The organism is Roseovarius sp. MMSF_3350 (assembly GCF_030733425.1).
Taxonomy (GTDB): Bacteria; Pseudomonadota; Alphaproteobacteria; order Rhodobacterales; family Rhodobacteraceae; genus Roseovarius.
In genome coordinates this window covers 81,769-93,328 of record NZ_JASHIZ010000008.1, presented here as the reverse complement: position 1 = coordinate 93,328, position 11,560 = coordinate 81,769, and the positions used below count along the sequence as shown (strand labels likewise).

The following is an 11,560-nucleotide window of genomic DNA, read 5'->3' as shown; positions in this document are numbered from 1 at the left end:
CTGGCCATTTATGCTTCACAACCCGCCTGAACTTGCTATTCTCAAACAATAATTCGTTTTTTACCTCGGAATCGCTGCCTGGTACCGGGGTAAATGGGGGAAATAATAAAAAGGACAGTGGCTGTGACGAATACGATTTCGAAAACAGTGCGCACCCTTCTGAGCGGATTGGCTGCCGTCGCTCTGGGTGTGGTGGCGATGACCGAGGCCGGTCAGGCGCAAAGTGGCCAGCGGGTCGTGAAGGGCGAGCGTTACGTGCCCACGATCTGGGTCGATCCGGACGGGTGCGAGCACTGGGTGATGGATGACGGCTGGGAAGGCTACATGACCCCCCACGTGAACCGCCAGGGCATCCCGGTCTGCCGCCGGGGCAATGTGTGCGGCGTGGTCAACACCGACCAGCTGTTCGCCACCGACAGCGCCAATATCAGCGCCGCGGGCCGGGCACGACTGCAGGAATTCTTTCGCAGCACCGGGGCGATCTCCTACATCATCACCGGGCACACCGACAGCCGCGCCTCGGACCAGTATAACATCGACCTGTCCTATCGCCGGGCGAACTCGGTCGCGCGAATCGCCGCGGCCACGGGCGCCCGGATCGCGGATGTGCGCGGCTACGGCGAACGTCTGCCCAAGGCATCCAACAACACGGCCGCGGGCATGCAGCAGAACCGCCGCGTCGAAATCATCTGCATCCGCTAAGGGGACCCGAACCAATGCAAGCATATAAACTTCTGGCCGTGATCCCCCTTGTCGGTGCGCTGGCGGCCTGTGACGACAAGCGCAACAAGACCGTCGACCGCGGCTTTGACTCCAAGCACCTGAGCCAGCTTCAGGCGGGCATCTGGGTCGATCCCAACGGCTGTGATCACTGGATCATCGATGACGGAACCGAAGGTTACCTGTCGCAGCGGCTGGACAAATACGGCAAGCCGGTGTGTTCCGGCACCGCGCCGCCGACCGTGGCGACGGGCAACTACAAGGGCGGTACGCCCGTGGCCGACTCGATTTGACGCGCGTCAAATGCCCGTTTCCGTGCCGTGGGCCCAAGGGTCCGCGGCATTTTTCGTTTCAAACGCGTGACAATTGCGAACCGGGCCTTGCCCTTGGGGCCGCATCTTGGCAGCATCGTAACAGGCCTTTGACAGGGAGATTTGATTGGTCACGAACGTGCTGACGTCGCAATCCGAAAGCAGCGACATTCTGGAAACGGTTGTCGAGTTCCCCGACAATTTCCTGTTGATCGACCTGTGCGGCGAGTATGACCGCAACCTTGCCGAAATCGAGAAGAAGCTGGGCGTGCAGATCCTGCGCCGGGGCAACCAGCTTGCCGTGATCGGCGAGCCGGAGCAGGCCAAGGAGGCGCGCGACGTGCTGCTGGCGCTGTACCAGCGGCTGGAAGAGGGCCGCACGGTGGAGCATGGCGACGTCGACCGAGAGCTGCGCATGGGCGCGGGCGGCAGCGCACACCGCGATGAGGGCGAGGACGCGGATGGCGGCGATCAGCTCGAGATGTTCAAGGGCGGGCGGGTCGAGATCAAGACCCGCAAGAAGCCGGTGGAGCCACGCACCGACGCGCAGAAAGCCTATGTCCAGGCGCTGTTCGCCAACGAGCTGGCCTTCGGCATCGGCCCCGCGGGCACCGGCAAGACCTATCTGGCCGTCGCTGTGGGCGTCAGCATGTTCATCGAGGGGCATGTCGACCGCATCATCCTCAGCCGGCCGGCGGTGGAGGCGGGCGAGAAGCTGGGCTATCTGCCGGGCGACATGAAGGACAAGGTCGATCCTTACATGCAGCCGCTATACGACGCGCTGAATGACTTTTTCCCGGCCAAGCAGGTGGCCAAGCTGATCGAGGAAAAGCGGATCGAGATCGCACCGCTGGCCTTCATGCGGGGGCGGACGCTGGCCAATGCCTTCGTCGTGCTGGACGAGGCGCAGAACGCGACCTCGATGCAGATGAAGATGTTCCTGACGCGCCTGGGCGAGGGCAGCCGGATGGTGATCACCGGCGACCGAAGCCAGATCGACCTGCCGCGCGGGGTGACCAGCGGGCTGCACGATGCCGAGCGGCTGCTGAAGGATATTCCCAAGATCGCCTTCAACTACTTCACCTCGAAGGACGTGGTGCGCCACCCGCTGGTGGCGGCGATCATCGAGGCCTATGACGCGGATGTCTGAGTCCGGGGGCAATTTTCTTTGGAAGAAAATTGGCCGGAAAATTGCTATTTTCCGATCCGGAATTTTGCAAAATTCCGGCCCGCGCCCGGTGTGAGCGTTTCGGTCGATACGGTGATCGAGGACCACCGCTGGCAGGAAGCGGGGCTGGAGCGGCTGGCCGCGCGGGCGGCTGAGGCCACGTTGGCGCATCTGGGGCTGGACCCCGCGGCGTGGGAGATCGCGGTGCTGGGCTGCGACGATGCGCGGATTGCCGCCTTGAACGAAGATTTCCGGGACAAGGCGGCGCCGACCAATGTATTAAGCTGGCCGAGCGCGGAACGCGGCGCAGAGACCGACGGCGTGGTGCCGGACCTGCCAGAGGCGGGTCCCGACACCGAGCTGGGCGATATCGCGATTGCGTTCGAGACCTGCGCGAAAGAGGCCGAGGCGGCGGGCAAGCCGATGCAGGACCACGTGACGCACCTGATCGTTCACGGAATCTTGCATTTGCTGGGCTACGATCACGTTCGTGACAAGGATGCCACCCTGATGGAACGAACCGAGGTGGAGATACTTGGCAAACTGGGTCTGCCTGACCCATATTGACACCCGGCGCCCGTGGATGCGGGCGCGATTTGGAAAGGTACGATGAACGACAGCAACGACGCCTCTTCTATGGCAGCGCATGGCGCGCGGCCCGAGGCAAGCAAGGGCGACGATCCGGCAGAGGATCAGAACGACACGCAGGGCGGGTTCTTCCGCAACTTCTTTCGTGCGCTTGGCGCGGACGAGACACTGGACGGCTCGGAGGCGGACCCCGACGGAGGCAGCCCCGCCGCGACCGGCGGGGGCTTTGCGCCCAACCTTGGGCTGGGCAATTTGCGGCGGCTGTCGGTCGAGGACGTGATGATCCCCAAGGCGGACATCGTTTCGGTTCCCGCCTCAATCACCATGGATGAACTGGTTCACACGTTCCGCGACAGCGGGCTGACGCGCCTGCCGGTTTACGAGGGGACGCTGGACACGCCCGTGGGGTTTGCCCACCTGAAGGATTTCGCGCTGAAGCACGGGTTCAACGGGCATGGCTCGGAGTATTCGCTGGAAGAGCTGTTGCGCCCACTGATGTACGTGCCTCCGTCGATGACCATCGGCGTGCTGTTGCAGAAGATGCAGGCCGAACGGCGTCACATGGCGCTGGTGATCGACGAATATGGCGGGGTCGACGGGCTCGTGACGATCGAGGACCTGATCGAACAGGTCGTGGGCGAGATCGCCGACGAGCACGACCAGGACGAGGGCGCCTACTGGGCTGAGGAAAAGCCCGGCTCCTACGTGGTGCAGGCCAAGGCGCCGCTGGAGGAGTTCGAGGCCGAGATCGGCCTTTCGCTGACCGACTCGGAGGAGATCGACGAGGAGGAGATCGACACGCTGGGCGGGCTGGTCTTCATGCTGCTGGGCCGGGTGCCCGCACGGGGCGAACTGGTCGAGCATCCCACGGGTATCGAGATCCAGGTGCTGGATTCCGATCCGCGGCGGATCAAGCGGCTGCGGGTGCGGCTGCCCGAGGCGATCGAGGGGTAGGGCATGGCCAGTCTTGACGCGTTGGCGCGGCAGATCGGCGAGGGCCGCGTGCTGACGCGCTATGCCCTTGCCGCAGGTCTGGGCGCGGTGGCGGCGCTGGGGCAGGCGCCCTGGGGGCTGTGGCCGCTGACGATCATGGCGCTGGCGCTGGTCTATGGCCTGTGGCGCGAGACGGGTGGATGGCTGTCTGCCACGATCCTGGGTCTGGTGGCGGGCACGGGGCATTTCGTCGTGGCCCTCAGCTGGATTTTCGAGCCGTTCCTGGTGGACGCCGCACGGCATGGCTGGATGGCGCCGTTTGCCGTGCTGGGCCTGTCGATCTTCATGGCGTCCTACTGGGCCGTGGCCTTTGGCGCGGCCCGCGCGCTGGCCCCGCGCAGCGGCGTGGCGCTGGTGGGGGCGTTCGTCATCGGCGAGGCGCTGCGCGGATGGCTTTTCACCGGCTTTGCCTGGGCGCAGGTCGGCCATGTGCTGATCGACACGCCGCTGCTGCATTGGGCGTCCATCGGCGGGGGCCTGGGCCTCTGTGCGCTGATCATGGGTGCCGCGGTGGCGTTGTGGCATCTGGGTGCGGGGCGGCGCATGGCCGGGGCCACGGGGCTGGCGGGCCTTGCGTTGCTGTATGGCGGGGGCCTGGCCCTGACGCCGACCGAAGCCGCCGCCCCGGGGCCGGAGGCGCAGACCGTACGGCTGGTACAGCCCAACGCGGCGCAGCGGGCGAAATGGCTGCCCGAGAACCTTCAGATGTTCTATGACCGGCAGCGCCAGTTCACCGCCGCCCCGGGCGAGACCGGCCGGCCCGACCTGGTGGTCTGGCCCGAAACGGCGATCCCGACCTTCCTGCACCAGTCGGGCGACCTTTTGGGCGGTATCGCGGCCTCGGCGCAGGGCGCGCCGGTGGTGCTGGGCCTGCGGCGGCTGGACGGGCAGCGGTTCTACAACTCGCTGCTTTACATGGACGGGGACGGAACCGTCGCGCAGGTCTATGACAAGCATCACCTTGTGCCGTTCGGGGAATTCATGCCGCTGGGCGACCTGATGGCGCGGTTCGGCATCCACGGCCTTGCCGCCGAGGAGGGCGGGGGGTATTCCGCCGGGCCGGGGGCCGAGATCGTGGACATGGGCCCTCTTGGCACGGCGGTTCCGCTGATCTGCTACGAAGGCGTGTTCGCGCGCAACATCACCTCGGCGCCGGCGCGGCCCGACATGATCCTGATGATCACCAACGACGCGTGGTTCGGCAAGGTCTCGGGGCCATACCAGCATCTGGCGCAGGGACGGCTGCGCAGCGCGGAGCAGGGCCTGCCGATGGTGCGCGTGGCCAATACCGGCGTGTCGGCCATGGTCGACGGCACGGGCCGGGTTCTGGCGCATATCCCGCTGGGAGAGGCGGGCTGGATCGACACGCCCCTGCCGCCGCCGTTGCCGGCGACGCTCTACAGCCGGACGGGGAACGCGCCGATGCTGGTTCTGGCCGCGCTGCTGATGCTGGCGGGGGCGCTGATCCACAGGCGCGCCACGGGTCGTAGACTTAGCGATTGACCTTCCCGTGAGGCCCGCATAAGCAAGCTGGAAACCCGTCACAACGGCTTCCTGGCGTGGCGGGACTTACCCCAATGGAGCATTTCATGTCCCGAGACAACTACGTTTTCACCTCCGAGTCCGTTTCGGAGGGGCACCCCGACAAGGTGTGCGACCGCATTTCCGACGCCGTGCTTGATGCCTTTCTCGCCGAGGAACCCGACGCCCGCGTGGCCTGCGAAACCTTCGCCACCTCCGGCATGGTGGTGATCGGCGGCGAGGTGGGCCTGTCGGACCAGGAACGCCTGAAGAACTACATGGGCCGGATCGGTCAGATCGCCCGCGACTGCATCCGCGATATCGGCTACGAGCAGGACAAGTTCCACTGGAACACCTGCCATGTCCTGAACTTCCTGCACGAGCAGTCCGCGCATATCGCGCAAGGTGTCGACAAGGACGGGGCCGGGGACCAGGGCATCATGTTCGGCCACGCCACCAACGAGACCGACGCGCTGATGCCCGCGCCGATCCAGTTCAGCCATGCGATCCTGCGGCGGCTGGCCGAGGTGCGCAAATCCGGGCAGGAGCCGACGCTGCGCCCGGACGCGAAAAGTCAGATTTCGCTGCGCTACGAGAACGGCAAGCCGGTCGAGGTGACCTCGATCGTGCTGTCCACGCAACACGAGAGCGAGCACCAGAAGAGCGACGACATCCGCGCCATCGTCGAGCCCTATATCCGCGAGGTGCTGCCCGCCGAGTGGATCACGGACAAGACCGAGTGGTGGGTGAACCCCACCGGCACCTTCGTGATCGGCGGACCTGACGGGGACGCGGGCCTGACGGGCCGAAAGATCATCGTGGACACTTACGGTGGCGCGGCCCCACATGGCGGCGGCGCGTTTTCGGGCAAGGACCCGACCAAGGTGGACCGCTCGGCCGCCTATGCCGCGCGCTACCTGGCCAAGAACGTGGTCGCCGCGGGCATGGCCGAGAAATGCACCATCCAGCTGAGCTATGCGATCGGGGTGGCCAAGCCGCTGTCGATCTATGCCGAGACCTATGGCACGGGCGAGGTCGAGGCGGCGGCCATCGAGAACGCGGTGCGCAAGGTCATGGACCTGACGCCGCGCGGCATCCGCGAGGCGCTGGACCTCAACAAGCCGATCTACGAGCGCACGGCGGCCTATGGCCATTTCGGGCGCGAGCCGGAGGCCGATGGTGGTTTCAGCTGGGAACGCACCGACCTGGTGGACGCGCTGAAAAAAGAGGTCTGATCCGGACCAAGGACGGAAGGGCGCGGGGGTGATGTCTCCCGCGTTTTTTCATGCGCGACAGGGCGCCTTGCAAACCGTAGACTGCGCCAAAAGGGAGGGACGGGATGATCCTTGATATCGGGCTGCCGCTGGCGCTGGCCTTCATCATGTTTTCCTTGGGGCTGGGGCTGCATTTCGCCGATTTCGGCCGGGTGCTGCGCATGCCGAAACCCGCGCTGACGGGGATCGTGGCGCAGCTCGTGCTGTTGCCGCTGGTGGCCTATGCGCTGATCGCGCTCTGGGGGTTTGCGGGCGGCATGGCGTTCGGGATCATGCTGCTGGCGTTCAGCCCCGGGGGCGTCACCTCGAACATGCTGACCAAGCTGGCGGGGGGCACCGTGGCGCTGTCGATCACGCTGACGGCTGTGGTGAGCCTGCTGTCGGTGCTGACGCTGCCGGTGCTGGTGGCCTGGGCGGCGGTGCATTTCATGGGAGAGGCCGCGCCCGAGATCAGCGTGGTGAAGGTCGGCGTGGCGATGTTCCTGATCACGGCGCTGCCGGTCTTCATCGGGCTGCTGATCCGCCGCTATGCCGAGCGTTTCGCGCAAGCGATCGAACGCGGCTGCGAAATCGTGGCGCTGATCCTGTTCATTCTGATCGTGGCAGCGGCGATTGCCAGCAACTGGGCGCTCCTGACCGAGAGCTTCGCGCGGCTGGGGCCGTTCCTGATCGTGCTGAACCTGGTGCTGCTGGCGGTGGGGATCGGCCTTGCCCGGCTGATGGGGATCGCCGGGCGCGACGGGCTTGCCATCGCGGTGGAGATGGGGGTGCAGAACGCCACGGTGGGCATCACCATCGCCAATATCGTCGCGGCCAGCACGGGGCTGTCGGAATTCGCCGTGCCCTCGGCGGTTTACGGCATCTGCATGTATCTGGTGAACATTCCCGCGCTGCTGGTGCTGCGCCGGGTCTTTGTCGCGGGGTCCTGAGATGGGACAGGCCAAGCATCCCTCTGGCGCGCCGTGGCGCAACTTCTATGGCCGGTTCAAGGGAAAGCACCTGAAGAAATCGCAGGAAGCCTACCTGGACGAGGACCTGGCCGCGTGGTCGCCGGGGGCCGTGGACTGGGAGGTGAACCCGCAGAGAAAGCCGATAGATCTCGGCACGTTATTCGGGGACCGTGATGTATGGCTTGAAGTCGGTTTTGGCGGCGGCGAGCACATGATCCACCAGGCGGCGGAGAACCCCGGTGTGGGGATCGTCGGCTGCGAGCCTTACATCAACGGGGTGGCCAAGCTGCTGGGCCAGTTGCGCGACAGCGACGTGAAGAACGTGGCGATCCATCCCGGCGACGTGCGTGACATGTTCGACGTGCTGCCCGAGGCCAGCATCGCGCGGGCCTTCCTGCTATACCCCGACCCGTGGCCGAAGAAGCGCCACCACCGGCGGCGCTTCGTGACGCCCGAGCACCTGGAGCCGCTGGCGCGGGTGATGAAGCCCGGCGCGATCTTCCGCGTCGCCACGGATATCCCTGACTACGTGCGCCAGACGATGATCGAGGTGCCGCGCCACGGCTTTACCTGGCTGGCCGAGGGGCCGCGCGACTGGCGGGAGCCGTGGAAGGACTGGATCTCGACCCGCTACGAGCAGAAGGCGCTGCGCGAGGGCCGGGTGCCGCATTACATGACCTTCCGGCGCGACTGATCGCCACCGGCGAGAAGCGAGTATTTTTGGCAAGAAAAGCCGGGGCGCGGCGGGACTTTCCGCCGAGCGCGTGCCTACATGTCGAAGCTGTCCGGGCAGGCCACCTCGAAGGAATAGGCCGTGCCGTCGACATCGCCTTCGATCACGAGCGGAAAGCCTGCAGCATCGGTCGAGGTGCCGAACTGGCGGGTCTCCTCCCCGGTGCGGATCTCGATGCTGGTGACGCCATTGGACACGAATGCCGCCTCGAAAGCCGGGGCGCCTTCGCCATCATGGGTGCGGGCGACAACGAAGGGATCGCGCTCGCACAGCAGCGGATGGTCGAACTCGGTGTCGCCAAAATACCCGGTCACGGAGCCGTTGGGGGCCTCGACGGGGGCGGCATGGGTGGCCTGCGCCAAGGCGAACATCAGGGCGATGCAGGGGAATTTGGTGCGCATGTGAACCTTCTTTGCCTTTGAAGCAAGCTGGTGGAAAGGGCCGGGGGGCGGCCCCTTCCATTACGCAACCAGCTTGTCCTGCAATCGTTCCAGCATGTCGAGGCATTGCGAAAGCTGGTGGAGCGCCACGAATTCGTCGGCCTTGTGCGCCTGCTCGATCGAGCCGGGGCCGCAGATGACCGCCGACATGCCCAGGGACTGAAAAATGCCCGCCTCGGTGCCGAAGGCGACGCATTCGGCGTGGTTGGCGCCGGTGAGTTCCGACACGATGGTGCGGGCCTCGTTGTCGGTGGTGGGGATGAGCCCCTCGACCTCGCCGATGACCTCGGTAACGATGTCCGACTCCGGATCGACGGCGCGCATGGCGGGCAGCAGCTCTTGCTCGATATAGGTCTTGAGCGAGTCCTTGACGAAATCCGCGTCGGAGGTCTGCACCGGGCGCATCTCCCAGTCCACCACCGCTTCGCTGGGGATGACGTTGTGCGCCACGCCGCCCGCGAGGCGGCCGGTGTTGATGGTGGTCCAGGGCGGCTCGAACAGGCTGTCTGCGGGGGCGCGGGCGCGCAGCGCCTCCTTGAGGTCGAGCAGGCGGGCGATGTAGCGCACGGCGTATTCCACCGCGTTCACGCCGCGATCGGGGGCCGAGCCGTGGCCCGCCAGCCCGGAAAAGCGGGTGGTGTATTCGTAACAGCCCTTGTGCCCCTCGATCACGCGCATCATCGTCGGTTCGCCCACGATGGCCACGCCGGGGCTGAGTCCCTTTGCGCGCAGGGTGTGGGCCAGCGCGCGGGCGCCGAAACAGCCCGTCTCCTCGTCATGGGTGAAGGCGAAATGCAACGGGCGATCCGGGTTCAGCGCGGCGTAATGCGGCGCCATGGCGAGGCTGGCGGCGATGAACCCCTTCATGTCGCAGGTGCCGCGGCCGTAGAGCAATCCGTCATGTTCCAGCATGTCGAACGGGTTCGAGGCCCAGTCCTGATCTGCGACGGGCACCACATCGCTGTGGCCCGACAGGACGATGCCGCCGTCGCGCTCTGGGCCGATCGTGGCAAAGAGATTGGCCTTCTGCCCCGAGGGATCGGGGAAGATCTCGACCCGGGCGCCGACCATGTCGAGCCGGTTGGCGATCGAGTTGATCATGTCGATATTGGGGTCGGTCGAGATGGTGGGAAAGCCGATCAGGTCGCCCAGAATGCGCGATGTGCTGTCCAGCAGTTCCTGTCGTTCCGGCACGATTATCCCTTTCTTTCAAGCCTGAGAGACGTTGGAGCCCTAGGCGGAAAGGGTCAAGGGGCGACATGCCGATGGGGTCTGAAATCGGGCGGAAAATGCCGGGGGCGGCCTGTGCGAGACCAACAAACTGCTGCCCGCGCCGGTATACGAGCCCCGGGGGCGGGCCGCATACCGGCGGGTGGGCGCGAGCACGTGCCGCGCCTCAGGCCGCGTTGTCGAGCGGGTGCTCGCTGCGGAACGTCACCGCAAGCCGGTTCCAGATGTTGATCGTGCCGATGGCGACGACGATCTCGACCATCTCGGCGTCGGGGAACCAGTGGCGTGCGGCGTCGTAGACGTCATCCGGCACGCCGTGGTCCTGCATCCGGGTGACCGAGTCGACCAGCGCCAGCAGCGCCCGTTCGCGGGGCGTGAAGACCCGTGCCTCGCGCCAGGTGGCAACGAGTGCGATCCACTGTTCGGAGAGCCCGTGGGCGCGGGCCTGCTTGACATGCATGTCGACGCAGAAGGCGCAACCGTTGATCTGCGAGGCGCGCAGCTTGATCAGGTGCCGCAGGGCCGGGTCCAGCCCGGACTTGCCGGAGACGTGGTTTTCCAGCGCCAGCACGGGTTTGACGGCATCGGGGGCGATGCTGAAATAATCGACACGTTGGGTCATCTTCGAGATCCTTTCAGGAGCGGGGAGGGGAATGGCGCATGCGCGCCTGGAGAAAAGCACAGCCGCGGGCGGCGATGTCACCCGTGCGGTCCTCCGCGGTCAGCCCGTCGAGCAAGGCCTGAACGGTCACCTTGCGCAGTTCGTCGCGGTAGGCACGTTCGGCGCGCAGCATGGCGGCATTGATTCCGCAGGGCGCGGTGAACATGGACTGGGGCAGGGGGTTCGGGCCGCGTTGACGGATCTCGCGGCAACGAAAGGCGGGCTCGGGCCCTTCTACGGCAAGGACGATGTCCAGCAGCGTGATCTCGGCGGGGGAGCGGGCAAGGCGGTAGCCGCCACGTGGGCCGGGTAGCGTCTGCAGGAGGCCGGCGCGCGACAAGGACTGAAGATGCTTCAGCAGGTAGCTGGACGAAACACCGTGAAACTCGGCCAGGTCCGCGGCAGGCATGACCCCATCGTCTGGTAGCGCGGCCATCATGGTAACCGCGTGTATCGCCTGTTCGACTCCGTCGCCGAGTTTCATGACACGCCTCCTGATTCGTGGATAATTTTTATCCGTGATTGATGCCGGAGTCGAGAGGTTGTTGTCCCAGGCCAACCCGCGTTGCCACGCAAAGCCATGAAGCTGTGCGCGGAGGGCCTGTAAGCCGGATTCTGTCGTGGGACGACCATTCATCTGGTCCTGCGGTTGCCCGCAGGCTTTAGCTGCCAACCCGGATCGCGGGGCCAAGGCGGCCCGAATGCGATCCCTATTCGGCATTGCTCCCGGTGGGGCTTGCCAAGCCGGTCCGGTTGCCCGTCCCGCGGTGGGCTCTTACCCCACCGTTTCACCCTTATCCCGGAACATGTCCGAGACGGTCTGTTTTCTGTGGCGCTTTCCCTCGGGTTGCCCCGGCCGGGCGTTACCCGGCACCGTTGCCTTGTGGAGTCCGGACTTTCCTCCGTGCAACTCGCCGACGGCGAGTTGCAGGCGGCCGTCCGGCCCTCCGCGCAAAACGCGATGTAAGGGG

The 11,560-nt window shown here is 65.8% G+C and carries 13 protein-coding genes, 1 other RNA gene and 1 riboswitch; of the genes, 9 read left to right on the top strand and 5 right to left on the bottom strand.

Features of this window, described 5'->3' with window-relative positions; genetic code table 11:
* Positions 1-198 precede the first annotated feature (198 nt).
* From RBB31_RS09615 to RBB31_RS09575, 9 genes are all read left to right on the top strand, one after another.
* Positions 199-702 (top strand): OmpA family protein, encoded by a 504-nt coding sequence (locus tag RBB31_RS09615; RefSeq protein WP_306129156.1) that lies wholly within the window; start codon positions 199-201, stop codon positions 700-702.
* Between the two features lie 14 nt (positions 703-716).
* Positions 717-1,013 carry a hypothetical protein gene (locus tag RBB31_RS09610; RefSeq protein ID WP_306129073.1) on the top strand — a complete coding sequence of 99 codons (297 nt, stop codon included), beginning with the start codon at positions 717-719 and terminating at the stop codon, positions 1,011-1,013.
* A 145-nt stretch (positions 1,014-1,158) separates the two neighbouring features.
* Positions 1,159-2,181: a PhoH family protein gene (locus RBB31_RS09605; RefSeq protein ID WP_306129072.1), complete on the top strand. Its 1,023-nt coding sequence runs from the start codon at positions 1,159-1,161 to the stop codon at positions 2,179-2,181.
* 90 nt (positions 2,182-2,271) lie between these two features.
* Entirely contained in the window at positions 2,272-2,766 is a 495-nt protein-coding gene (gene ybeY / locus RBB31_RS09600) for an rRNA maturation RNase YbeY (protein ID WP_306129071.1), read from the top strand.
* 42 nt (positions 2,767-2,808) lie between these two features.
* The gene (locus RBB31_RS09595; protein ID WP_306129070.1) at positions 2,809-3,741 is read left to right on the top strand and encodes a hemolysin family protein; all 933 of its coding nucleotides are present in this window, start codon (positions 2,809-2,811) and stop codon (positions 3,739-3,741) included.
* A 3-nt stretch (positions 3,742-3,744) separates the two neighbouring features.
* Positions 3,745-5,283: an apolipoprotein N-acyltransferase gene (gene lnt / locus RBB31_RS09590; protein WP_306129069.1), complete on the top strand. Its 1,539-nt coding sequence runs from the start codon at positions 3,745-3,747 to the stop codon at positions 5,281-5,283.
* 32 nt (positions 5,284-5,315) lie between these two features.
* Positions 5,316-5,365, top strand: a riboswitch (SAM-SAH riboswitch).
* A gap of 4 nt (positions 5,366-5,369) precedes the next feature.
* Positions 5,370-6,536, top strand: coding sequence for a methionine adenosyltransferase (gene metK, locus RBB31_RS09585; RefSeq protein WP_306129068.1), 1,167 nt, complete (start codon positions 5,370-5,372; stop codon positions 6,534-6,536).
* Positions 6,537-6,640: 104 nt separating this feature from the next.
* Positions 6,641-7,504, top strand: coding sequence for a bile acid:sodium symporter family protein (locus tag RBB31_RS09580; protein WP_306129067.1), 864 nt, complete (start codon positions 6,641-6,643; stop codon positions 7,502-7,504).
* A gap of 1 nt (position 7,505) precedes the next feature.
* Complete coding sequence (locus tag RBB31_RS09575; protein ID WP_306129066.1) at positions 7,506-8,219, top strand: tRNA (guanosine(46)-N(7))-methyltransferase TrmB; 714 nt, start codon at positions 7,506-7,508, stop codon at positions 8,217-8,219.
* A 74-nt stretch (positions 8,220-8,293) separates the two neighbouring features.
* Here RBB31_RS09575 and RBB31_RS09570 read toward each other — a convergent pair whose 3' ends face one another.
* The 5 genes from RBB31_RS09570 to rnpB form a co-directional block, all read right to left on the bottom strand.
* Positions 8,294-8,659 (bottom strand): hypothetical protein, encoded by a 366-nt coding sequence (locus RBB31_RS09570; protein WP_306129065.1) that lies wholly within the window; start codon positions 8,657-8,659, stop codon positions 8,294-8,296.
* A 60-nt stretch (positions 8,660-8,719) separates the two neighbouring features.
* Positions 8,720-9,892 carry an acetylornithine deacetylase gene (gene argE / locus RBB31_RS09565; RefSeq protein WP_306129064.1) on the bottom strand — a complete coding sequence of 391 codons (1,173 nt, stop codon included), beginning with the start codon at positions 9,890-9,892 and terminating at the stop codon, positions 8,720-8,722.
* Positions 9,893-10,094: 202 nt separating this feature from the next.
* Complete coding sequence (locus RBB31_RS09560) at positions 10,095-10,550, bottom strand: carboxymuconolactone decarboxylase family protein (protein ID WP_306129063.1); 456 nt, start codon at positions 10,548-10,550, stop codon at positions 10,095-10,097.
* 13 nt (positions 10,551-10,563) lie between these two features.
* Positions 10,564-11,073, bottom strand: a complete 510-nt coding sequence (locus RBB31_RS09555) for an Rrf2 family transcriptional regulator (protein WP_306129062.1) — start codon at positions 11,071-11,073, stop codon at positions 10,564-10,566.
* Positions 11,074-11,177: 104 nt separating this feature from the next.
* Positions 11,178-11,540, bottom strand: an RNA gene (gene rnpB, locus RBB31_RS09550) — RNase P RNA component class A.
* Positions 11,541-11,560: the final 20 nt, after the last annotated feature.

Coding starts and splice junctions, on each gene's coding strand:
- lnt (WP_306129069.1), top strand. CDS start 3,745: ATGGCCAGTCTTGACGCGTTGGCGCGGCAGATCGGCGAGGGCCGCGTG.
- RBB31_RS09555 (WP_306129062.1), bottom strand. CDS start 11,073: ATGAAACTCGGCGACGGAGTCGAACAGGCGATACACGCGGTTACCATG.
- RBB31_RS09615 (WP_306129156.1), top strand. CDS start 199: ATGACCGAGGCCGGTCAGGCGCAAAGTGGCCAGCGGGTCGTGAAGGGC.
- RBB31_RS09610 (WP_306129073.1), top strand. CDS start 717: ATGCAAGCATATAAACTTCTGGCCGTGATCCCCCTTGTCGGTGCGCTG.
- metK (WP_306129068.1), top strand. CDS start 5,370: ATGTCCCGAGACAACTACGTTTTCACCTCCGAGTCCGTTTCGGAGGGG.
- RBB31_RS09575 (WP_306129066.1), top strand. CDS start 7,506: ATGGGACAGGCCAAGCATCCCTCTGGCGCGCCGTGGCGCAACTTCTAT.
- RBB31_RS09560 (WP_306129063.1), bottom strand. CDS start 10,550: ATGACCCAACGTGTCGATTATTTCAGCATCGCCCCCGATGCCGTCAAA.
- RBB31_RS09595 (WP_306129070.1), top strand. CDS start 2,809: ATGAACGACAGCAACGACGCCTCTTCTATGGCAGCGCATGGCGCGCGG.
- RBB31_RS09570 (WP_306129065.1), bottom strand. CDS start 8,659: ATGCGCACCAAATTCCCCTGCATCGCCCTGATGTTCGCCTTGGCGCAG.
- RBB31_RS09580 (WP_306129067.1), top strand. CDS start 6,641: ATGATCCTTGATATCGGGCTGCCGCTGGCGCTGGCCTTCATCATGTTT.